Below are 23,307 nucleotides of genomic sequence, written 5' to 3' on the forward strand. Positions count from 1 at the left end.
GTTTGCCATGTTTGGTGATAGGCCATTCGCAAAAGGCGCTCGTGAACAATGGTTCGCTAGCGCCTTTTTTGTATCCAGTTTGAAATTCAGCACTAAGATGCTTTGCTGTTGATGACACCTTGTTTATTTAGCTGGGAAAGGATCTCTGTCGTTTTCTCACGGAATAAATCTCTTAGTAGACGAACGGTTGGCGTGATGGATTGACGGCTTGGGCATACCAACCACAGCTCTGTTGGTGTCGGCTCATAGTTGGGCATGATCTTGACTACATCGCCAGACAGCAAATGACTCGACATATCCAAACAAGACTTTATCGCGATGCCTTTTCCTGCAACACACCATCGCCTAACTAGGTCAGCGTCATTGGATGCACGGTTCCCTTTGAGCTTTACTTTGTGGTCTTGGGTGCCGTCGTTAAAGACCCACTCATCCTGTAACATGTCATGGAGTTGATACAGCAGTCCGTTGTGCTCAGCCAAATCACTTGGATGGTCTGGGCTGCCTTTTTCTGCGAGATACTCAGGCGAAGCACATAATATTCTTGGCACATCACAAATTTTGAAGCCGTACATGTTGGCATCAGTTGGTGAACCATAACGCAGCGCCATATCCACAGAATCACGATAAAAGTCGATGTTACTGTCGCTGATGCTCGTTCGAAGTGTCGCTTGAGGGTAATCAAATAGAAACTCATCTAGCCAAGGTATGACGAGGTTTCGCCCTAAATCTGATGAAAGCGCGATTCGAATTTCGCCATCAATGACACCAAGCTCCTCGCGTATATTGAGTTTCGCTTGGTCCAACATTTTCAACGCTTGTTCGCACTCTGGTAAATATCGTTCTCCAGCGGGAGAGAGACGAAGATGACGAGTAGTTCTTACAAAAAGCTCTGCACCGAGTGCCGCTTCAACGCGTTTCACCGCCGCACTTGCCGTTGCTGTCCGCATGTCTAGGTTAGTGGCGGCTGCTGTGATACTGCGAAACTCCGCTACCTTTAAAATTACTTGTAAGTCTTCAAGAAGCATTTCATTTCCCTGTTCTGAGCCGAGAATCGGTTGCTCTGTTTGCCATAAGTTTGGCTTTTTCTAATCTTAGTGTTTTTCTTGCGTACACACACCTTATTATCAAAAATAATTTGATAATAATTCAAACATTAGGCTGTTTATCTAAAGTGAGAAATCTCTAAGATTCAATTATCGAATGTAAGGAGAAGCATCATGTCACTACCATCTACAATGAAAGCCATCGGATTTACTCAGTCGCTAGCGATTACAGAACCAGAAAGCCTGTTTGAATTTGAAACGAGCCTGCCGGAATTAAAAGAGAATGACTTACTGGTAAAAGTGAGTGCGACTTCTATCAACCCTGCAGACGCGAAAATCCGTATTCGTAACGCAAAAGATAAAACACTTGAGCAACCAAAAGTGTTGGGCTACGACGCTGTTGGGGAAGTGGTTGGCAAAGGCACAAACGTTGAAGGCTTCGAGTTAGGCGATCGTGTTTACTATGCGGGTGACGTAACACGCATGGGCGCTAACGCAGAATACCAAGCCGTTGACTATCGCATCACCGCTAAAGCGCCACAAAGCTTAACGGATGAAGCCGCGGTTGTTATGCCGCTTGCAACGCTTACTGCATGGGAAGCGTTATTTGATCGTCTGCGTGTTCGCCCTGAAGAGAAAAAATCTATCCTGATCATTGGCGGTGCTGGTGGTGTTGGTTCCATTACAATTCAGCTTGCGAAGCAATTAACCAACCTTAACGTTATTGCGACAGCGTCAAGACCTGAAACCGAGCAGTGGGTAAAAGACATGGGGGCAGACCACGTAGTGAACCACCGTAACTTAGTTGAATCAGTGCGTGAACAAGGCATCCAGTATGTGGATTACATCTTTAATGTTGCAGACACAAAAGGCCACTGGGACGCGATGGTAGAGTTGATTGCGCCGCAAGGCATGATCAGTTCGATTGTTGAGTTTGACAGTGAGATTGACCTATCGGCACTACAAGGTAAGTCAGTAGGCTTCATTTGGGAGCTCATGTTTACGCGTTCGCTGTTCAACACCGACGATATTCAGAAGCAGCAAGATATCTTGTTCCAAACGGCGAACTTGATTGATGCAGGTCGTATTAAATCTACGCTAACCACAACACTTAATGGTTTGAGTTCAGATACGCTGAAAGAGGCGCATCAACGTATTGAAAGCAGCGCATCGATTGGTAAAACTGCCATCAAATACTAAGTGTTAATGACCTAGAATATAGGCGTTTTGAACCCTTGAGCATTGGTTGAGTCTTGACGCTTGACAAGAAGAGCCCCAGACATTTTTCGCAAAGAAATTGGTGTCTGGGGCTTTGTTCATCTGTGATCTTTCCAATTTATTCGGATGCTTTGAATTGAATCTGAAGCAGTTTTAACTCAAAGGGCAAAGGCTGTTTGTCTGCAATCAAAAAGCCGAACTGTTTGATGTCTTGAGCTTTGAGTTCTGGTGCATTGTTGAGTAATCGGCCTCTAAACACGGCTTGAAAGTCCTCTAGTCTGAACACTTTCTTGAGTTGCTCGCCTTTGATGGTCTCAAAGCTGTGCTTGTAGTTGGTTCTATAGCCGTCTTTCCATGTGGTGAACCTTAACTGGTAGGTGCGTCCATCACCAACAAAGGATAACTCTACGTTGTTAACCGCGGGATTTAACGATTCAAGAGAGCGGTTTATTGAGCTGAATCCACCATTATTTTCTAATGATAGGTCTCCCTTAAATAGGCTCTGCTTGCTATCGTAAATGAGCCCACCTGTTGAAATGCCACCCATTACATTATCGTTGATTGCAGACCATTTCTGGTGTTCGCTTGCTTGCGTGAAATCAATCATCTCTATTCCTGCTGTTGACGTTTCAGACCATAACAAAGAAAGGCTGAGGGTTAACCACAAAGGCGTTATTCGCTTACGCAGTGAAGACGCTGTGAAGTCCGACTCGTTCATGATTTTCTCCATTACTCATTAGTCCGCGCAAGATTCCGTGGCGAGAATTCCTAGACAATGGTCGATGAACTCAGAGTAGTTTGACGCGTTTTCGTACTCAATTTTCAGCGAACCATGAAACATCAGTGTCACGGTGACGCCTTTGTAGCTTAGCCAACAGGTGTAACCATCGTAATCATGCCAAGCTATCATCTCACCAACTTGATATTTGTTGTTCAGTTGTTCCCCGGAAGAGCGAATGAACTCGAATACTCTAAGAAACTCAATGATGGTGATCCTGTTGTCCATGTGTGGCTCCCTCGGTGTGATCGACGATAAACAGCTAAGCACTTGTATTTAAATCGTTACGGTTTGCTTTTAGGTTCCGATCACTAAGAGAGACGCGAGCACTTTTAGATTGTGCTCGCGGTATGGAAGTAGAGAAATGTATCTACTGATGAGCTCCTAAAAGAGCTTCAGATTTATGCTTGATACGAAACACAAAATAGACCATTGACGCTAGAGCAGCGATAAGGTTACCGAGGGCCATGAAAAAGATGACATTGAGAACAGGATTATCGAAAGCGTTAATAAAGAAAGCTCCTGGTAGCCCAACAAAGATCATTGCAAGTCGAAATAGCGGCGGGAGTTGAGAAAAGCCTCTAACTCTTAACCAAGATATAAACACAAGAGCAATACCATCAATTGCGATCACTGCGACTGAGAGTTTTAATGCTTTTACCAATTCATTTGTTGCAGTAGGTGTATAGATCTGAGAAATAGCCTCAGCAAGTAAAATTAACCCAAATGCACTCACGAGGATATAACCGAACATAATCGTGAGCATTGAGTAAGGTTCATTAGAGGATTTGTCCATTTGAGAGAGTGAAATGGACAGAGATATCACCAACCCTACATAGAGCACGGAAAAGCTATTCATAAAGTTGAGGGCAAACCCAAGATACGCAGTATGCTCTTGGTTATAAAGACTGGCAAACGTAAGAACCAAAATTGAAATACCGCCAGTGAAGCAGATACTGGTCAATGCTTCTGTGCGACCAAAATTAACAAGTATTCCGACCTTTTCCTTGTTGAATCGTGGCGTAGCGATGAGCTGATTTTTGAAACCTAGATATATGACAGGTAATAAGGTTAAAACGCGTATTGCTAGTGTCGATATTGATACCGCTACAGAAGCGTTATCTATGTTAGCTATTGCGATATAGTTAAAAGCGATATTCGCTATTGCACTGACTATTGTTACCGCTAGCACTTTTTTCTCTAAGCCTTGTGCTTCTAAAATGTTGCATAATCCAACATAAATAGCCAACGGGAAAATACTAATGGAAAGTATAAAATAACTTTGAGTTGCGTAGTTTGAAGCATCAAAAAATTGGCCCACAAGAAGGCTTATAACAAGTAAAACCACGCCAAGACATATTGAATATCCAAGTATTTCTTGAGCGGTTTGACGAGGTGCCTCTTTGTTCTGTCCAATGACGATATTGATACCAATACTGAGCACGACAGCCAAGATTACGAAAACCTGAGCGACTTGTGAAGCCAAGGTGTAATCTTGCACTGCCAGCATATTTGTGTGTCCTAACATGATCATATCGACCATCGCGAGAGACAGTGCAACAAACCTTGTTGCTGAGATTATTAGGGCTCGCTTAAGGAAAGTTGCGATCATATTAAAGTTCCTGATGATGTAGGGAAGCTGTTATCGTTTTCAAGTATCCAATACATGAAAGTGTGTTGAGGTTGAGTGTGTCTTAAGAACGTGTTTAGTTGACTTGTTTCGTAATAGAAGACTTCACGGGAACTTTCGGCTCGTAGAGATTTATTGCTGCCAAATACACACGAAGGTAGTGAGGTATGACATAGCACGAAGGTTTGATTTGCACTTTTGTCGTTGTATGTCCATTGGGAGCAGGCTAAGAAAATTAATTCCATATGAGCTTCCTTGGTCACGAGTTCATTTAAATCGACTAAATAGTCGTAGAACGATAGTGAGAGTCTCCAGTCCATCTTTTTTTGATGTAGGAAGCACCAGTTAACGAATTCGGTATATAAATGACTTGAGCATAATATTTTATTTTCATTCAAGCTTGGACATCCGCTCAAAATTAAGTTGGATGAAGCATCTATGATGAGAGAGGTATAGAGAGCTTCCCTGTGATTTAAGGGCTTACTAGAAAAGGGAGCAACAACAGAATTTAAGATATTATCCATGGTATTGGCAGCCTCTTACATTATCGATGTCTAGAATCCATTCATGAGCGTTAAAGTTGTCGTCTCTTTCCACAGAGATTGTTTTGATATTATGCTCTTGGGTTAGTTGTTCGAGGTAGTCTAATACCAATTCATCGATACATTGATTGTGGGTATCTACTAAGAACTCTCCTTCAGGCCCATTTTCGAATCCTGCGATATGAAAATGTTCGCATTTTTTGATTAGTTCACGCCAAGCATCTTTTTTTTGACCTGTATTCTTCTCAGCTATAAATGCATTTGAAAGATCATAAAGAAGACCACAGTGAGTTTTAGATAATACTTCCTCAAAAAAGCATATCTGTGTTACCGATTGAGGTATTATCGATGGATAGTTTTCTAGTAGTAATTGACCATTTAAAAGATTTGACCAGTAAGTTAATTTTTCTAGAACCCATTCAGTATCTTTCTCGTAGTCTATTTCTAGCATTTGGGGTAGCGCTTGACCGTTATGATAGAACTTACCAATATGGTCAGAAATATATATAGGATTGAGTTCTACTATTAAGTTGTTTATTATCTCGGCCATTTTTTTCAACTCTAGTTCATCTCTGTGGAGAAACTGAGAGTTCATGATATGAAACGCACAGAGTCGCCCATCAAGGATTTTCTTTATTGAGTTCGTGTCTGTTGTTAAAAAGTTATCTATTAATAGCTCAACAAATTCTATGTCTCTATTATCGAATAACTCCTTCATGCAGGCCAACTCTCTTTGTCCTGACCAGTTAATACCTACTTTCATTGTTGTTTATAATCTACGAATTCTGTAAATGACTGAATAAAATGTATAGAGTTTTTTTCTATTAATGAGTCCATATCATCGATTGAAAGTGCAATTCTCTTATCCACATTGATGACATACTCCATCCACTCATTCAAAAGATCTGAGGGTGTAATATTAAAGAACTCTGATATTTCCTCTATATTTTCTACTTCTTGGGTTAATATCTTTCTTAGATAAGATTGCGCATACATTTGCGCATGCTCTGCTTTACTACTTTGCTTTATAGGTTCATTTAGTAGTTTTTTGAGTATATCGAAGTCTCTGTTGTAGAGCTCTGTTTTATTAGACCAAACATCATCACTGTGCTCGATATTAATAAAAACATTCTTATCTAATAACTCTAACTTTAGGAGTTGCTGGAGTAATTCCCATACAGATGAATGGACTTGTGTGCCGTGACCATCATGTAAAGCTCCATCCTTACCCTCGATAATTCCAGATAAGTGGATCTCGACAACTGAATTCCAATCAATGAAACCAATCATAGAGAGTGGACTTATATTATTGTTACTGCAGTCAATAATTAGGTGGGATAGGTCAATTATCGCTCCAGCACCGGAAGCCTTAACTACACGATTAAAGCTCTTCCAATTTGATATGATTTCATTGACTGAAGAAGAGTAAAAATTTGCATTTTCTAACCAAACCGGTTTTTTTGTTACCTGTTGTACTTTAGTCAAGAAACGAATAGCATTGCTTTCACTGTCATCGTTGTGCTTATAGTGCGATGAAAACCCCAGTTTTCCTATGTTAGTATTTCTATCTCCACATAAGTGAAATCCAAGACTAATAATTCTATTGTCATCTTTTTTGTCAATTAGTTTTTCGTTGATGAATTGATCTTGATAAATCTCAGGTTCAGTGATTGGAGATCTTGATATATGTAATGATAGAGGTGTGGAGCTTATTTTGTTAGATGGTAGATTATTAACAAATAAACTTTGGTATGCCTTGAAACCAAGTTCGATAAGTCTTACGTCGTTAGAAGGGTAGAGTTTCCCTGTTGAAAAGTGATGATTATAACTACAAGCTAAATTCATGAAAATACCTCAATGGCCCTTTATTACTAAAGGGCCATATCAAATTACTTGTTGTAGCTTCCGCAAGTCATTTCTTTGTCTTTAACTTTAACTACTACTTTTTTTTCGCTGTTCATTTTATATATCCTTTATAATTGAATTTGCCTTGTTAATAAGACGAAAATCAATTTAATATTTGCAAGGTTACTTTTCAACATTATTGAAACTATAAATTAACAAAATGGTTAAAAGTTTGATCGTCACCAGAGTTATTTGCGCTATAAATTTACTGTATTATCAATATAGCTTTGTTGACTTGGAGTTAATTTTAGAATTGTAAATATAATTGGTTTAAACAGTAGCTATATTTGTTTTATCTAATTTAGGATATGCTTCTTTGGTGAAGAGGTTACTTTGAAATTTTCAATGTAATGGATTAGTTTTTACTATAAAAAGTGATCTTCACTCACGATGATAGGTTGGTTTAAATCATAGAGGGTAGTCATGATGGCAAGAGTAGAGAATAGCTGTTTCGATAGTGATAACCATAGTCGCAATTAACGCCTTTCACTTCGTTGTGAAAGGCGTTTGTATTTGAGTCTACTTCACTTTAATTAGTGTACTTGAATCGGTGTGTGCGAAGGTTTTGTCGTAGATCTCTAAGCCAGTGGTTTGAGAGTAAGTCAGCGTGTCGTCTGAGATGCTGATGTTCATTGTGAAGTCTGTGGTAGTTGCGTTGTCTGTCATGTATTCAGACTCAGCGATACCGCGCTTAGACGCGACTAACGTCATTGTGTCGCCAGCAGGGCCTTCCGCGGTGACACATGTGGTGCGTGGCACACAGTAAGAGTTGTAGACGATCTGATTTTCTTGGTCATAGATGAAGTAACCACGTTGATCGTGGAATTTAGAATCGTCAGCCTTTCGGAATACTTCCTGTTTATAGTAAAGCGCAACGAGATATTGGTCGCTGGCGTTGGTTGCATCAGCGGCCACTTCAAATGTCATCACTTCATAAAATGGCGTGACTGCAGGGCCCCCCGCACCCACTTCAGTACCTTCTTGGCCCGGTGATACATCAATACCACCAGTTTCTACGGATTTCCAGGTACCAACTAACTTTGCTAGTGGTCCGAAATCCATACCATCGATTGTGTTGTGATCTGCAAATGCTGGAACCGAGATTACTGCTGCAATACCCAATGCTAATACTTTTTTCACTGTAACTTCCTTATATAGTTATTTGACTTAATTAACAATAAAGGTGATGTGAAACCAGTTTATTAACCCAGATCAGTGTTGCTGGCTAATATGAAAGCGAAGTGTAAGCTGATGTATCAGTCAATAAGGGGATGTTAATACGTTTAAATATTGAACAGGAAACTTGGTTTCTTATCCAAATTTGAGGGAATCTAGTAGGTTTACTTTTCTCTTGAAGTAGAGGCCAGTTATCTGGTTTGAGGTCGTCTAAACTTAAAGTTTGTATTTCAGAAAATATGACAGTTTGGGCTCTAAAAACGTTCTCGAAATAAATGCAAATTAGTGCTTTACCTCAACTTAACTTGAGGTATTAGGATATGCAACGTTGCTTACGAGAATACTTTAAGGAGAGAAGAATGATCCAACTTGAACATGTAAATTTAGTCGTTAAAGACATCCCAGAAATGCTGACTTTCTACAAAGCGGCGTTCCCTCATTGGTATGTTCGTGACGAAGGTAAGGGCGAATGGTCAGGTAAGCCACGTAACTGGTTACACTTCGGAGATGAGTATCAGTATATCGCAATGAGTGATCATGGTGAGGGTGAGAATCGAGATTTAGATGGTCACTCTGTTGGTCTAGCACACTTCGCCTATGTTACCAATAATATCGAAAGCGTAACTCAACGTCTTATCGATGCGGGCTTCCCGATTGCCAAACCCGGCGCTGAAGAACCTTATCGAAAAAATGTCTACTTTGTAGATCCGGCTGGCTTTGAAATCGAGTTCGTTGAATATCTGAGTGATGATCCTAAGCTGAGAAATGCTACAAGTTAGCAGAATCGTTAGGTAGGAAAACTGAAAAAGGCATTGTGGAACACTCCGCAATGCCTTTTTAGATTGATTAGCTAACTATTCTTTCGCTCGGTGTTTTACTTAGCTTTGAACGGCACCAATAGCTGTTTCCCAAACACATTAATAAGCGCGCCAGTGACAATCAGACCACCACCAAGATATGTCCATATTGATGGGAGCTCATTGAAGATCCATACGCCTAACAATGCAGAGAAGACGATTTGAACGTAAGAGTAAGCCGAAGCTTTTCCTGCTGCTTGAGTTTGCATTGCCTTGGTTAAACCGTATTGACCAATTTGAGTGAATACCCCAACCAAAACCAACATCACGGTTAAGAATAGGCTTGGCATTACAAAGTCGTTCCAAATAAGCGCTGTCGATATTGGTAAAGCTACTAATGGGAAGTAGAAGATGATGACTGAGCTATCTTCTGTTTGGCTCAGCTTTCGGACAATCACATAAGCAATTGAGCTACCAAATGCACCAAGCAATGCCACCATAATACTGAATAACGGTAACTCACTACTTGTATTGCTGCTCATGCTTGGTTGTACCATCACCAATAATCCCGCTAGACAGAACGCAATGCAAATCATAGTCGATTTTTGGACGCGTTCTTTGAGGAATAACACGCCAAGTAGGGCAGTAAAAACGGGGTGTACGTACTGTAGAATGGTTGCTTCTGCTAGCGGTAACGTAGTAACTGCGTAGTACACACACATCAGCGCTGCAGTGCCGACTGCACCCCGAACAAACAACAGGGGTTTGTTGTTACCCCAGATAGAAATGCCTTTTCGTTTTACGTCGATATAGCTAATGATCAAAGACACTAACGCCCTTGCTGCAACGATCTCAAATACAGGTATGCCATAGTTGCTGATGTATTTCACACAGGCTGACATCAGTGCGAACCCAAAAGCGGAGAGGAGCATGAATCGAACCCCAACAGGGATCATTGAAAAAGAGAAAGAAGGCATAAAAATATCAATCGGTTGAGGGAGAAGGAATGATAGCTTAGTTTAGGAGACCCGACCAAAGCCTTTGTCTTTTTCTCGTCAACTTGATTCAATTCATTCTGATTTCCACTCTTTGCGTATACGAGAACAACACCGCAAAACGCCTCGCATAATATCGGTTATAGCTCAATTTTATAAAATCAACATCAACAGAAGGTGACGCTAATTCAACTCTGATTTATCGGTCGTTTAAATTACCTCTATCGCTCATATCATTCTTGTGAATTTATAATGAGAGATATGTTCTATGAAACCAATAAATACCTTACTCATATCCACACTCGCGCTTTGCTCTTTTAGTTCAGCGACTTATGCCGATACCATTTTGCATGCATTTAACTGGAAATATTCAGATGTGACAGCCAATGCTAATAAAATCGCCGAAGCTGGTTACAAGAAAGTACTGGTTGCTCCGGCAATGAAATCTAGTGGGACACAGTGGTGGGCGCGTTATCAACCACAAGATCTACGCACGATTGATTCTCCATTGGGGAATAAACAAGATTTAGCGGCAATGATTGCTGCGCTGAAAAGTGTCGGTGTTGATGTTTACGCGGATGTTGTACTTAACCACATGGCGAATGAAAGCTGGAAGCGAAGTGACTTGAACTACCCTGGTACAGAAGTGCTAAACGAGTATGCCAGCCGCTCAAGCTACTATGCTGACCAGACTCTCTTTGGCAACTTGGCGCAAGGTTTTGTTTCGGCCAATGATTTTCATGCCGCAGGCTGTATTACAGACTGGAACGATCCGGGTCATGTTCAATACTGGCGTTTGTGTGGTGCTGATGGCGATACCGGGCTACCCGATCTCGACCCAAACAACTGGGTAGTGTCACAGCAACGTTTGTATTTGAAGGCGCTAAAAGAGATGGGTATCAAGGGCTTCCGCATTGATGCGGTGAAACACATGAGCCAGTACCAAATCGATCAAGTATTTACGCCTGAAATCACATCGAACATGCATGTGTTTGGTGAGGTGATTACCAGTGGTGGGGCAGGGAACAGCGGCTATGAGTCTTTCTTAGCCCCTTACTTAAACAACACCAACCACTCAGCGTACGATTTCCCGTTGTTTGCTTCTATTCGAGTAGCTTTTTCTATGGGAGGCGGATTAAACCAATTGCACGATCCACAAGCTTACGGTCAAGCATTGGATGATAGCCGTGCCATTACCTTTACTATCACACATGACATTCCAACCAACGACGGCTTCCGTTACCAAATTATGGACCCGCAAGATGAGCAGCTTGCTTATGCGTATATCCTTGGTAAAGATGGCGGCACGCCGCTGATCTACAGTGATGATCTTCCTGATTCTGAAGACAAGGATAATGGTCGTTGGGGTAATGTGTGGAACAGTTCGATAATGAAAAACATGTTGAGCTTCCATAATGCGATGCAAGGCAAAACAATGACCATGATTTCAAGTGACCAGTGCACCTTGTTGTTCAAGCGTGGCAAAGAAGGGGTCGTTGGGATAAATAAGTGTGGAGAGACGCGTGGTGTGACCGTTGATACTTACCAACACGAGTTCAATTGGCATGTTCAATACAAAGACGTACTAAGCAGCGCGACAGAAACCATTTCTTCTCGCTACCATACGTTTAACCTGCCACCACGCAGTGCGCGTATGTTTAAGTTGTAAGTGCTGTCGAGTTAAGCCACTTAGTCCATTAAACGAAGAGCGATGACTTCATTAGTATAAGCCGCAGCACATGTTGCGGCTTATTCACTTGGAGTAAGCTTGTGTCTAGTGCTGGTCTTCAATCACTCCTGACCAATGATTTTGCTGGGAGAGTGACTTAAGTAGCTCGATCTCGTTTTTGGTCTCTTGTTTAAGCCATTCAATCAGATCGTTGATTACCGCAGAGTGGGTGCGCTGGTGGATGAAATAGGTCCACGCACTGTTCTGGATCTTGGCATTCTCTGGGCAATATAAGAAACCGCGCTGCAGATCTTGCAAAACCAAAAGTAAATCCGTCACCGTGACGCCTTCACCAGATAAGCACGCACTGAGTGCCATATCCAAAGACAAGAAACTGGTATTTCTGACGGGCTTTTTCGGTGGCGATTCAACATCGGCTAGCCATACTTTCCAATCATGATGATCTAAGGTTGGGTGCAGCCTCGGCATGGTTAAGATCGAATCGAGGTCGGTATCTTGCTTAGTCAAACCAGCAGCATTCGTTAAGCTTGAAGAGCAGACTGGCGCCATGAACTCTTCACGCAAGAAAGTGATGTCAGGCGCGTTGTCATAGCGTTTTTTGAATCGAGTGTGGAAGATCAACAGGTCGTATTCGCTGCTGTTGATCGCTTCATCTTCTTCAATCACAGGAACGATCACGATCTCGTAATCTGGGTAACGCTCGTTTAATTCACGAACTTTGGAGATCAACACGCGCGTAGCGAAGCTCAAGGTTGCCTTTATCACTATGCGCTTCTGCTTCGGTTCTCTCCAGGAAGCGATAACCGATTCGATATTGCCGTAGCTTTCTCGCAAAGCGACATACAAATCATGACCTTGTACCGTTAATTCAATGGCTCGATGCTTACGAATGATCAGCGATGCGTTCAGCTCATCTTCAAGCTGTTTGATCTGACGGCTGATTGCACTCTGTGTCACGTTGAGCTCATCGGCGGCAAGTGTAAAGCTCATCAGTCTCGCTGCCGCTTCAAAGGCTTTTAAGCCATTATGTGAGGAAGGCAGACTAGGATATGGGGTCATAATTCGTTCGCATGAGTTTTTGGAATGTTAGAGTCGCAAATTTATCAATTGAACGCTAGTCCCATCGATCGTATTTTGGGCGAAATTAACTGAGGCGCTCATGAAAAAAATACTGACTCTTGCATTCCCTTTGATCATTTCACAGCTGATATCCATGGCTTTAGTCCTTACTGATGTTTGGATGATGTCGCGAATCAGCGTGTCAGCCCTTGCTGCTGGTGGCTTAGGCGCCTCTATCTACTTTTTTATCTTCATTATTGCGAGCAGTACAGTTGGTTGTGTGGCAAACCTGATCGCTATTGCTTATGGTCAACGAGTCGCTCGCCCTGAATTTGGTAATAGCCAAATTAGGTTGGCTGTGAAAGGCGCAACCATGCTGGCGTTTGTACTTAGTGCACTCTTAATGACAAGCTTCTGGTTAGCACCTTTGGTGTTAGAAGCTGCCAAGCAACCACAGGAAGTGATTACCTTAGCGATGGAGTATGTGCACGCTCTAAAATGGGTGATGTTGCCTTCGCTTATTTTATTGGTGCTGCGCGGCTTAACCAGTGCGTTTGGTAGTGTGCGCTCTATTCTAGTGATGTCGATTATCACTGTGATCTTAAATGTGCCAGTGAGTTACTTCCTCACGTTCCAGTTAGATATGGGCTTAACAGGCTTGGGCTTAGGTACGGCTATTGCGGCATTTATGGTGATGATTGGATACACGGTTTGGGTATTCAAGCGTGACGAATTCAAACAATTTGCTCCTTGGCTACACACAGAAGAGTACTCCCTTAAGTTGATGAGCCCTTTGCTATTGATGGGTTTACCTATCGCGATTGCAGCGTTGCTTGAGCATGGTTTGATTTATGGTGGCACCTTGATGGCAGGAACCATTAGTATCGCTTCTCTAGCGCTGCACCAAATCTTACTGCAATGCTTGAGTTTTACTTGGAACTTCAATTTCGGATTCTCGCAAGCTGCGGCAATTTTGGTTGGTCGGGATTACGGAGCGGGCAACTATGAAGGAATTAAACGAACCTCGATTCAAAGCTTCATATTAGTGTCGGTGTTGAGTGTTGCGTTGTCGGCTGTCTTTATCTTATGGCCGGAAATGATAGCTTCTATCTTCAAGCTGGATGATGGCACAGGAGCAATGACATCGCTATTGGCCTCTGTTATCTGGGTTGTTGCACTCTGCTTTATTGTTGATGCTTGGCAGTTGTTAGCAATCAACCTGCTAAGAGGGATGAAGATTGTCTCTATGCCAACGGTGATGACGGCAATTGGTTACTGGGTATTTGGCCTGCCTGCTGCTTGGTACTTGATGCCAAAATTCGAGCTAGCAGGGATCTGGGGTGGGATCGGCGTTGGTTTAGGTGTGACAGGTATTCTATTGCTCATTCATTTGATGGTCGTGCTTAATAAGAACAGCAAGGCTCCTGATGTAGGTTGTTCTGCTTATTCTTAAGCTTTTTAGTAATACGTTACTCATAATAGAAAGCCACAGATTAAAACTGTGGCTTTTGTTTGTCTAAATTGACTCTCGGGGGAAGGAGTCAATATCAGGGTTAGGGGCAGTTAGTTTCTACCAGGCTACTTTCCACCAGAGAGCGCAGACTTCATCATGGTTTTGAACTGCTCTTTTTGCTCTTCAGTTAACACGTTGTAGATGTTGTTCTTAAGACGCATCTCTTGCATCACCATCGACTTCTCGGTCGCTTGAACCGTATCAATGACCTTTTCCATCTCAGCTTCATTGAAGTCAGGCTGAGTCACTAGGGCGACCTGCTTTTTCTTAAGTTCTATCGCGCTATTCATATCAATCTTTGTTCGATCAGATTGATAGTCTTCAATAAGAGAGATGACTTCCGCATGTTGCTCTTCACTTAGGTTTAAAGAAGCAATAACCATTTGCAATGGGCTCACTGCTGGTTGTGGCGGTTGTTGTGGTGATGAAGCACTCACAAACGGAGCGGTAACGAGTAAAGCTGAAGCAGTTAATACACAAAGCGACTTTTTCAGTGATTTCATTGAGTTTCTCCTGTTAGTGGAAACATGAGTATAGGTGAGTAAGCTGAACTCGATATGAACATGTTGTTCAGTTTAATTTGCCGAGTTCATTGCGTTCACTTACTTGCGCTCGTCTAAGCACAGAGCGACTTAGACCTTGGTCTTACAGAAACCGAGCTAAAAGGTGACTAGAATGATTTGAGTCGCTCACCGTTATATCAAGGAATATACAAATGGAAGTTGGATTGTTCTGGGCTGAGAAGGGAATGTTAGTACTTGGTGCACTGTTTGTCTTAACGAGTGTGATGCAGTATGGAAAACGCAGTAGTGATTGGAAAGGTGTGATCACTATGTTTTATAAACGGATTCCAATGAGCGTTGAAGAGTATAAGTGGTATCGCTTGGGCATTGCATTATTGGTGTTTGCGGTGATCATTCGCTTCGCGCTGCTTATCCTATGGCCGAGCTATCAGCTGTAAGCCGTCGTCATTGCGTAAGGTCATCAAAACTTAACCATCAGTATTGAGCTTTAATAAACGTCGTTGTTAAGGCTCTCACTTCATAAAATAATGCTGTTATGTTCACTAAAGATAGTTGTTATAGCCCTTGTAGCATATTGTTTTTTAAGAAAAATCACTCAAAATAATCGCTCACCTGTCCGTCTTATCATTCTTATTAATAATCGACATATAAATCTATTCACCCCGTACCTGATACCATAATGATCTGTTACACTCGTCCGAATTAGCTTTGATTTATCAGTGGTGCATTTATGTCGTTCCCAGTCCTTATATGTGATGATTCTGCGTTAGCACGGAAGCAGATGGCTCGATCACTGCCTAGTTCTCTAAATGCAGATATAACTTTTGCTGTTCATGGGCTTAACGCACTTGAAGAGCTAGCTCAAAACCAGTTTAAACTGATGTTTCTTGATCTCACCATGCCGGAATTAGATGGCTATGGCACATTGGAAGAGATGCAACGTTTAGGTGACACCACACCCGTTGTGGTTGTTTCTGGTGATATCCAACCAAAAGCGCAGCAGAAGGTCATGGACCTTGGTGCTAAAGCGTTTTTGAAAAAGCCGATTGATAAAGAAGCGTTAAAAGCGATTTTACGTGAGCATGTTGAGCCACCAAAACAGCCTCAACTTATTACGCCAGCACCGCTAGAGTTACCGATTCTGCGCCGACGTGACATCTATATGGAAGTTGCGAACGTTGCGATAGGTCGAGCAGCAGATGCATTGGCGCGTCATTTCAATGTATTCGTTCACTTACCATTGCCGAACGTAAACATCTTCGAAGTGAGCGAATTGCACATGGCACTTCGTGACTTGGCTGACAACGACCAAGTATCGGGTGTTTGCCAAGGCTTCAGTGGAGAAGGTATTGCCGGTGAAGCGCTCGTCTTGTTAAGTGACTCGAGTGTGAGCGATCTTAAAAAGCTCATGAAGGTTCCGACTGAAAGTGAAGAGCTGGAAGAGTTAGAACTGCTGATGGATGTATCTAACATCCTTGTGGGCTCTTTCCTGAATGGGTTAGGGGAGCAATCTGAGGTTCGATTCTTCCAAAGCTCTCCGGTTCTGCTAGGTCAACATATCTCAATTGACTCTGTTATCGAAAACACGAGTGGTTCGTTCAAGAAGACCATGACCTTTGAAGTCAGTTACAACATTGATGGCACTTCTATTCGCTGTGATCTTCTGTTTATGTTTGTTGATGAGTCTCTGCCTCTTTTAGACAACAAATTAGCCTACCTAATGGAGGAATTTTAATATGCTGAATCTTCCTGCTGAATTTGAACAGTTTCACTGGATGGTAGACATGGTTCAAAACGTCGATATGGGGCTGGTGGTCATCAATCGAGATTTTGAGGTGCAAGTGTGGAACGGTTTCATGACGCACCATAGTGGTAAGCAATCGCACGACGCTATTGGCAAGTCGATCTTTGAACTGTTTCCTGAAATCCCAGAAGAGTGGTTTAGGCTTAAAACAAAACCGGTTTATGACTTAGGCTGTCGTAGCTTTATTACGTGGCAACAAAGACCTTATCTGTTTAAGTGTCGCAACGTGAGGCCAGTAACTCAGCAAGCGGACTTTATGTATCAGAACGTCACGCTTAACCCAATGCGTTCTCCAACTGGACAAGTGACATCATTGTTCTTGTCTATTCAGGATGCGACTGCAGAAGCTCTAATGTCTCAGAAAAAGGCTTAGCGTACCTTAAGGTGAAAATTGAATCGCCTTAGAAGAGCACTCTGAAAACTAAATAAAAATGGCCAAGGTTAATCCCCTTGGCCATTTTTGTATCTGATGATGTAGCAATGATTTCAAACTACAGAAGGCGTTTTGTGTTCGTTAACTTTAGTCGACTTGCTACTTAGCTCTATCAACAGCGGTTTGTGCCCATTGGAATCTCATAAGTAAGCACATCAAACCTGCCATATTTTGTCGATTTCATTCCGCTCATCCAAGTTTCGGACGTACTAATCGAGCTTGCCTTTATACTTTATAAATTTTAGAGGTAATGAAAGAGGGCTGAGATTGGCTCACGAAGTGAAAAAAGTCAGAAAAAAATGAAATTATTTAAGAAAAAATGCATTTTTTGATTAAAGAAAAGTGTGATTTTTATGTGATTAAAGGGCACTTTTTTCACAAATTTGCCTTATCGAAGGTTTTTTAGACGAATTTGAAAGGAAAACGTTTGCGCAATAAACCGACAGCGTTTGCGCGAATGTGTTGTTAAGTTCTTAATTGCTAAGAATTTAGTTGAAAACTAGGGGCGGGAGCTTTTACCAGATATGGAATCTTTGAGAGGATAGCACAAAAAAAAATGAAATATCAGACTTGCTGTTAGTAAATCACAGCCTATAATGCTGAAAACCGGAGCGTCTGCCAACGCTCCGGTTTTTTTGTGTCCGAAACTCAGTAAAGCGTCTGCCAACGCTTACCGAAAACGCACGACACGTAATATGATTACAGGACAAATTATCATGCGTATCGAACAAGAACTTAAGTTAGGCTTCAAAGATGTATTATTCCGCCCAAAGCGTTCTACTCTTAAAAGTCGTTCTCAAGTTGAATTAACCCGCGAGTTTACATTCAAGCATAGCGGTCGTCAATGGTCTGGTGTACCAGTAATCGCAGCGAACATGGATTCGGTAGCAAGTTTCGAAATGGCAGCGGCTCTAGCAGAGCACGGTGTAATGACTGCAGTACACAAGCACTACACAGTAGAGCAGTGGGCTGAGTTCGCAAAAACAGCAGACAAGAAAACGCTGAACAACGTATTTGTTTCAACAGGTACATCTGAAGCTGAGTTTGAGAAAACTAAGCAAATCATGGCGCTTAGCGACGAATTCGTATTTATCTGTATTGATATCGCTAACGGCTACTCAGAGCACCTAGTTGAGTACGTGCAAAAAGTACGTGCAGAATTCCCGAACAAAGTCATCTCTGCTGGTAACGTTGTAACGGGTGACATGGTTGAAGAGCTAATCCTAGCAGGTGCTGACATCGTTAAAGTTGGTATCGGCCCAGGTTCAGTTTGTACTACACGTGTTAAAACTGGTGTAGGTTACCCTCAACTTTCTGCAATCATCGAGTGTGGTGATGCTGCTCACGGCCTTGGTGGCATGATCATCGGTGACGGTGGCTGTTCATGTGCGGGTGACGTATCTAAAGCGTTCGGCGGCGGTGCTGACTTCGTAATGCTAGGCGGTATGCTAGCAGGTCACGAAGAGTCAGGCGGTGAAGTTGTTGAGCAAGACGGCAAGCAGTTCATGAAGTTCTACGGCATGTCTTCACAGTCGGCTATGGACAAGCACTCAGGTGGTGTTGCTAAGTACCGTGCTGCAGAAGGTAAAACTGTTTTACTTCCGTTCCGTGGTTCAGTTCACAACACAATTTCTGACATCCTTGGTGGTGTACGTTCAACTTGTACATACGTAGGCGCAGCAAAGCTGAAAGAGCTAACTAAGCGTACGACTTTCATCCGTGTACAAGAGCAAGAGAACAACGTATTCGGTAAAGAGTAATCTGAACGAATTCGAATAGTTTGAAAATCAAGAGCCGCTTTTTAGCGGCTCTTTTTTGTTTATTCAGCTTTAATGCCAAAGTAACTATCTTGAAGTAAATATGGGGTACACATTGCCGGAGCTTGCATTGGTTGGTTCATAGATTGGAAATTGATCGTACGGTTTAGCGGGTCGTCTTTAGGTTTTGAGACTAATGGCATAGACCCAATATTTGTCGTGTCATCGAACAGGTTATGGTAGATGTTTGTGTAGGTACTTTTGTTATCGGATTCATAATAAAAGAATGCATCTTCTTCTGAACGTGAGAATGTAACGTTTTCTAGAGTTAGCCCGTTGATGCGTGAGTCAGCTATCTTATCGACTATGCTGGTTTTCCCATTGTCCCCAGTAGGTTCACCGATAACTGTTATATCAGCTAGTGTAACGTTCGTTAAGGTTGACCTGGATACATTCCTACTAAGCAGAGATAGCGGCGATGACGAGTGGCGGCTTACAAATGCATTCAAAAGCTCTAGGTTGTTAATACTAGAGCGAGAAATACGTGAAGAGAGTAAGTCTTTAATGGCTGCCAATTTTACCCCCACAAGATCAATTGAGACATCTGTAAGCTCTTTGTTATCAAGTGAATAAAACAGCTGGTTGAATGGTGCACCTGTGGTTTCTATGTTTATGAATTTGACGTTTCGCCAATGGTCATCGATGTCAAACAAGTGATCAAAGCTGTTTTCATTATGGATAGAAGTGTTTTTAAATGTGATGTTATTTAAATTTGCCTTGGTTAATTTATATCCTCTTTCACTTTTGAAGTTCAGGTTCGTGATGGCATGGCCATTACCATTAATTACTCCCGATAGGCTTTCAACTAAGGTCGGGGCACTTGTACAATCTAGATTATCGACAATATCGATGTACAGTGGTCTGTTTTTTTCATTGTATATGTCTACTAGCTGATCACAGCTAGTTACAGAATAGTAGCTGTGAGCAAATAGCGTTGGTGAAAAGAGTACTGGTATAGAGGCAGTTAAGAGTGGTAATAAACGTCGCACGTAAATGATTCCTTTAGTTTTTTGTGGAGCATGCGAAGTTAGTTAGTCTTTCGGATGTATGCAATATAATCATATGAATTAGGTTGCACATATCACAAATATGAATGAATTGTCGATTCAAGTGTTTGGTGTCTAATCGTAGAAGCTGAACCTGAATGAGCTAAGATACGATTAGTAATACCGAATACTAATCGTAGCTTATCAAACAGTCTGGATCAGTTTGCTAACAAGCTTTCCTTCATTCCGATTTCACAACCTACAAATGTCGATTCGGATAGTTCTACATGCAAGTAATAGCGCTCCGGTTGGTTCATCGCCTGTAGGAAAGTGCCAATGCACCTATCTAAACGTTGTGGTTTCTCGTAAGCGCTTTGTCGCCACTCGATGCGAATTCTCTGCCCCGTGTACTTTTCAACGCCACTCAGGCTATGTTGCTCACCACCGAGTTTGAAAGCGGTGACTTGATCAAATAAGAATAATTCGCTGGCTGAAGCTGTGTTGAGCGATAGTAGTGCTAATAATGCGAGTTTAATTTTCATTGGGAGTAGCTCTTTAAAATAACGTTAAGTTGCGCAGTTTTAGATTTTATCTTTCACTTATGGTGTGAGAGATAAAATTAGTCATTAATAAATTAGAAATCTTAGATGTTAAATTTAATGGTGGTGATACCTTAATTTAATTGGAGGTTAATATAAGCATGGTTTCAACTTTATCAATGTTTAATTTGATATCCTTTATTTTAATTTCAGTTATTTGGAATGTGAAAGAGATAAATAAAGGTCTATATCTATAGTTTTAACTTTAATTAACACTATCATTAGTTAATTATGGCTCACAGTGTTTTGTATATTTATTGTTTTAATTGTATTTTATTCTTCTTGTATAGTTGATTGTAATCACAGATGGATTTTTTATTTTTTAATTCATGCTTTACTGGGTTGAACTTTTTATCAGGATAAAAGATATTCTCGCCAAAATATGAAGGAAGTAAATAATGAAGAATATCACCCCACTAGTAATGTTATTAATTTCAGCGAGCGCTGCGAGTGAAACCTATATTGTTAGCCCGAATACAAAGCACGGGCTCCCAACCCTGACTGAAGAACCTAATCTGTATCAAGCACCTAGTTTTGACTTTTTCGACTTTAGTGAGGGGTATTTGGCACAGAGGGCTGAAGCCAGTGCCTTGTTACCAATAGCGCTTAATAGCATAGATAGAGTGTGTATTAGTACTACCTTTAGCGAGATAGATAGAGAGGAGCGTTACCCGCAATCCGGTGTTTTGGTCTATACGTATGCGACAAATGCTCAAGGTAAAAAAACGCACAACACTACTATCGGTGACAGAATACCGTTGGCAGAATTATCGCAGCATTGTTTGGACGAATCATCATGGGTTTATGATAATTGGTTGGCAGACAAACGTATCGACTTTACCCCTTATAGCTCAGCGTTCGCATTGATTGAAAATGTCGATGTCGTGGTTGAAGGAGACTTATCTTTGTCTCAAGATCCTGTCGAGTTTGTTGAGCAGTATTTTGATTTCATCACAAAGGTCGGTTTTAACCAGTCTGCAAGTTTCTATCATACGGATGCCATTAGAGAACTCAAATCAATCATTATGGAAGGCCTTCAAAATGGAAATCAGAACGTTCTTGATATCGTGAATATTGCCTTTGGTACCGGAGCTGCTAGAGAAGACATCGCGGTTATGGATGATAAAGTCTTTATGAATACTTTCCTAAATATTCGCAAGATTACTCAAGGCTCCAATATTGCTAAATTATCTTCCTTCACTGTAATTAATGACTTTGATTACCAAGGTCAAAAGTATATTACGGTCGAGAAAAAAGAGCAGTTCGGGGACCGAATCACTACTCAATATGAAATTATTACACTTAAGAGTGAAGGTGAATATTGGATGCTTAATATGTCTGGTGACATAAAAGCTCTTCTTGGTATGTAAGTGCTTTGCTTTTAAGTTCGTGAATTTAAAAAAACACTAATATATAAAGGAAAGTAACAATGAATGCTCGAGTATTATTGACGTCTTTAATTTCATTTATTTCACTACAAGCTGCGGCTTATGACGTGTCATATGTCGCTCGACAGATTCAATGTGGTTAACTGATGGCACATTTAAGAGTTTGTATTACTCCACGTCTACGTCACGATTGCTGATTGACTTTGTTTCTGAGAATGAGATACGCGGTAAGATGAGAGACCGATATTTAACGGGTTCTGGAGAGATTAACTTTGTGGCGAGACCTCAATAGTAAGCCGATTCAGCGTATATGAATTGAACAAAAAAGAGCGGCACGTTAGGCGCTCTTTTTTGTTTGAGTGGTACTTTTGGAATTGGAGGCTACGTAGGGCCTCGTCATTTGCGCTTAGTGATGTTGTTGAGCTCAGTTATTTTGCATAGTTTGAAGGAAACAGCGCTCGCTTCGCTTCTTCATCACGTTCGGTTTTAAACTCAATGTCTTTACCAATCTCGCGGGCACGCAGTGCGGCAGGGCGAGTGTTGATGGCGTTAAACCAGCGCTTCAAGTTCGGGTAAGGTTCTAAGCCTTCTTCACCAAGCACGACAGGCGCTTTATCAATCCAGCCCCATGCGGCTACATCGACAATGGTGTACTCATTCCCGACGATAAATTCACGTCCTTCCATATGTTTTTCTAGCACTTCGTAATGACGCTGCGCTTCACGCAGGTAACGGTTTACCGCGTAGTCTAGGCCTGCTGGTGCGGCATGGCGGAAGTGAACCGATTGGCCAGAGTATGGGCCAAGGCCACTCGCAATAAACATCATCCAAGAGAGCAGCTCAGCTCTGTCTTCTGGCTGACCACCAAGCTTGCCTGTTTTCTCTGAGAGATACAGAAGGATAGCGTTCGAATCGAACACGCGTTGTCCTTCGTTTTCAATGGCGGGTGTTTTTCCGTTCGGGTTGATTAAGCGATATTCCGGCGTGTGTTGTTCGCCTTTTAAGGTATCAACTGGAACGAGTTCAAAATCTAGGCCTGTCTCTTCTAGAAACAGAGCGATCTTCATTGGGTTTGGGGTTTGGTGAAAATAGAATTTAAGCATGGGTAACTCCTTGTATTGGTAATTCATTAAAACACCGCTTGAACGATCGTTCAATAATTGATTTTAATTTCTCTGTGAATCTTCAATTTTGTATTTGAAGCCCATGTGTTTAGAACTTCGTTCTCAGAGAGAAATTCAAAATCGATTTATCGTTTAAGATAGGCTATAAGTTGTTGAATAAGTGAGCATTAAAGAGAGGCTTAGACCTATTTCTAATGTGGATTCCGGATCTCTCGCTGATGAATTTTAGAGGGGTTAGAGGGCGTAGAGCTTGCAGTTATATATTTCAAAATAATGAGTAATTTCT

At 41.7% G+C, this 23,307-nt stretch carries 22 protein-coding genes; 9 read left to right on the forward strand and 13 right to left on the reverse strand.

Features of this window, described 5'->3' with window-relative positions:
* Nucleotides 1–92: 92 nt before the first annotated feature.
* The gene (locus tag F0232_RS01415) at nucleotides 93–1,025 is read right to left on the reverse strand and encodes a LysR family transcriptional regulator (RefSeq protein WP_105058364.1); all 933 of its coding nucleotides are present in this window, start codon (nucleotides 1,023–1,025) and stop codon (nucleotides 93–95) included.
* A gap of 192 nt (nucleotides 1,026–1,217) precedes the next feature.
* Here F0232_RS01415 and F0232_RS01420 point away from each other — a divergent pair, with 192 nt between their 5' ends.
* Nucleotides 1,218–2,243: a zinc-binding alcohol dehydrogenase family protein gene (locus F0232_RS01420; RefSeq protein WP_105058363.1), complete on the forward strand. Its 1,026-nt coding sequence runs from the start codon at nucleotides 1,218–1,220 to the stop codon at nucleotides 2,241–2,243.
* Between the two features lie 136 nt (nucleotides 2,244–2,379).
* Here the strand turns inward: F0232_RS01420 and F0232_RS01425 are convergent, their stop codons facing one another.
* The 6 genes from F0232_RS01425 to F0232_RS01450 form a co-directional block, all read right to left on the reverse strand.
* Nucleotides 2,380–2,991 carry a CIA30 family protein gene (locus F0232_RS01425; protein WP_105058362.1) on the reverse strand — a complete coding sequence of 204 codons (612 nt, stop codon included), beginning with the start codon at nucleotides 2,989–2,991 and terminating at the stop codon, nucleotides 2,380–2,382.
* A gap of 6 nt (nucleotides 2,992–2,997) precedes the next feature.
* Complete coding sequence (locus tag F0232_RS01430; RefSeq protein ID WP_105058361.1) at nucleotides 2,998–3,267, reverse strand: DUF3081 domain-containing protein; 270 nt, start codon at nucleotides 3,265–3,267, stop codon at nucleotides 2,998–3,000.
* Nucleotides 3,268–3,409: 142 nt separating this feature from the next.
* Nucleotides 3,410–4,651: an MATE family efflux transporter gene (locus F0232_RS01435; RefSeq protein ID WP_105058360.1), complete on the reverse strand. Its 1,242-nt coding sequence runs from the start codon at nucleotides 4,649–4,651 to the stop codon at nucleotides 3,410–3,412.
* A 534-nt stretch (nucleotides 4,652–5,185) separates the two neighbouring features.
* The gene (locus tag F0232_RS01440; protein ID WP_105058359.1) at nucleotides 5,186–5,974 is read right to left on the reverse strand and encodes a DUF692 family multinuclear iron-containing protein; all 789 of its coding nucleotides are present in this window, start codon (nucleotides 5,972–5,974) and stop codon (nucleotides 5,186–5,188) included.
* Complete coding sequence (locus F0232_RS01445; protein ID WP_061032285.1) at nucleotides 5,971–7,056, reverse strand: DUF692 family multinuclear iron-containing protein; 1,086 nt, start codon at nucleotides 7,054–7,056, stop codon at nucleotides 5,971–5,973. Before F0232_RS01445 ends, F0232_RS01440 begins: the two co-directional genes overlap by 4 nt.
* Before the next feature lie 579 nt (nucleotides 7,057–7,635).
* Entirely contained in the window at nucleotides 7,636–8,256 is a 621-nt protein-coding gene (locus tag F0232_RS01450) for a heme-binding beta-barrel domain-containing protein (RefSeq protein WP_105058358.1), read from the reverse strand.
* A 395-nt stretch (nucleotides 8,257–8,651) separates the two neighbouring features.
* On the opposite strand from F0232_RS01450, the gene F0232_RS01455 reads away from it, so the two are divergent.
* Entirely contained in the window at nucleotides 8,652–9,071 is a 420-nt protein-coding gene (locus F0232_RS01455; protein ID WP_061032287.1) for a VOC family protein, read from the forward strand.
* 95 nt (nucleotides 9,072–9,166) lie between these two features.
* Here the strand turns inward: F0232_RS01455 and F0232_RS01460 are convergent, their stop codons facing one another.
* Nucleotides 9,167–10,066 carry a DMT family transporter gene (locus tag F0232_RS01460; protein WP_105058357.1) on the reverse strand — a complete coding sequence of 300 codons (900 nt, stop codon included), beginning with the start codon at nucleotides 10,064–10,066 and terminating at the stop codon, nucleotides 9,167–9,169.
* Between the two features lie 286 nt (nucleotides 10,067–10,352).
* On the opposite strand from F0232_RS01460, the gene F0232_RS01465 reads away from it, so the two are divergent.
* Complete coding sequence (locus F0232_RS01465; RefSeq protein WP_105058356.1) at nucleotides 10,353–11,753, forward strand: alpha-amylase family protein; 1,401 nt, start codon at nucleotides 10,353–10,355, stop codon at nucleotides 11,751–11,753.
* A gap of 105 nt (nucleotides 11,754–11,858) precedes the next feature.
* On the opposite strand, the gene F0232_RS01470 is transcribed toward F0232_RS01465, so the two are convergent.
* The gene (locus tag F0232_RS01470) at nucleotides 11,859–12,833 is read right to left on the reverse strand and encodes a LysR family transcriptional regulator (RefSeq protein WP_105058355.1); all 975 of its coding nucleotides are present in this window, start codon (nucleotides 12,831–12,833) and stop codon (nucleotides 11,859–11,861) included.
* 100 nt (nucleotides 12,834–12,933) lie between these two features.
* Here F0232_RS01470 and F0232_RS01475 point away from each other — a divergent pair, with 100 nt between their 5' ends.
* Nucleotides 12,934–14,286 (forward strand): MATE family efflux transporter, encoded by a 1,353-nt coding sequence (locus F0232_RS01475; protein ID WP_061032291.1) that lies wholly within the window; start codon nucleotides 12,934–12,936, stop codon nucleotides 14,284–14,286.
* A 125-nt stretch (nucleotides 14,287–14,411) separates the two neighbouring features.
* Here F0232_RS01475 and F0232_RS01480 read toward each other — a convergent pair whose 3' ends face one another.
* Entirely contained in the window at nucleotides 14,412–14,849 is a 438-nt protein-coding gene (locus F0232_RS01480) for a Spy/CpxP family protein refolding chaperone (RefSeq protein WP_061032292.1), read from the reverse strand.
* 212 nt (nucleotides 14,850–15,061) lie between these two features.
* Here F0232_RS01480 and F0232_RS01485 point away from each other — a divergent pair, with 212 nt between their 5' ends.
* The 4 genes from F0232_RS01485 (at nucleotide 15,062) to F0232_RS01500 (ending at nucleotide 18,867) form a co-directional block, all read left to right on the forward strand.
* Nucleotides 15,062–15,307 carry a hypothetical protein gene (locus F0232_RS01485; protein WP_061032293.1) on the forward strand — a complete coding sequence of 82 codons (246 nt, stop codon included), beginning with the start codon at nucleotides 15,062–15,064 and terminating at the stop codon, nucleotides 15,305–15,307.
* A gap of 293 nt (nucleotides 15,308–15,600) precedes the next feature.
* Entirely contained in the window at nucleotides 15,601–16,605 is a 1,005-nt protein-coding gene (locus F0232_RS01490) for a response regulator (protein WP_032498090.1), read from the forward strand.
* A gap of 1 nt (nucleotide 16,606) precedes the next feature.
* Nucleotides 16,607–17,047: a PAS domain-containing protein gene (locus F0232_RS01495; protein WP_008216396.1), complete on the forward strand. Its 441-nt coding sequence runs from the start codon at nucleotides 16,607–16,609 to the stop codon at nucleotides 17,045–17,047.
* Between the two features lie 776 nt (nucleotides 17,048–17,823).
* Entirely contained in the window at nucleotides 17,824–18,867 is a 1,044-nt protein-coding gene (locus F0232_RS01500; protein WP_061032294.1) for a GMP reductase, read from the forward strand.
* 59 nt (nucleotides 18,868–18,926) lie between these two features.
* Here F0232_RS01500 and F0232_RS01505 read toward each other — a convergent pair whose 3' ends face one another.
* Both F0232_RS01505 and F0232_RS01510 read right to left on the reverse strand, forming a co-directional pair.
* Nucleotides 18,927–19,913, reverse strand: a complete 987-nt coding sequence (locus tag F0232_RS01505) for a hypothetical protein (RefSeq protein WP_105058354.1) — start codon at nucleotides 19,911–19,913, stop codon at nucleotides 18,927–18,929.
* A gap of 215 nt (nucleotides 19,914–20,128) precedes the next feature.
* Nucleotides 20,129–20,452: a hypothetical protein gene (locus F0232_RS01510; RefSeq protein WP_061032296.1), complete on the reverse strand. Its 324-nt coding sequence runs from the start codon at nucleotides 20,450–20,452 to the stop codon at nucleotides 20,129–20,131.
* 455 nt (nucleotides 20,453–20,907) lie between these two features.
* On the opposite strand from F0232_RS01510, the gene F0232_RS01515 reads away from it, so the two are divergent.
* Complete coding sequence (locus F0232_RS01515; RefSeq protein WP_105058353.1) at nucleotides 20,908–21,879, forward strand: hypothetical protein; 972 nt, start codon at nucleotides 20,908–20,910, stop codon at nucleotides 21,877–21,879.
* A gap of 446 nt (nucleotides 21,880–22,325) precedes the next feature.
* Here F0232_RS01515 and F0232_RS01520 read toward each other — a convergent pair whose 3' ends face one another.
* Complete coding sequence (locus F0232_RS01520; RefSeq protein WP_105058352.1) at nucleotides 22,326–23,000, reverse strand: glutathione S-transferase family protein; 675 nt, start codon at nucleotides 22,998–23,000, stop codon at nucleotides 22,326–22,328.
* Nucleotides 23,001–23,307 lie beyond the last annotated feature (307 nt).

It is taken from the genome of Vibrio sp. T3Y01, assembly GCF_013114525.1.
In the GTDB taxonomy this organism is placed as follows: Bacteria; Pseudomonadota; Gammaproteobacteria; order Enterobacterales; family Vibrionaceae; genus Vibrio; species Vibrio chagasii_B.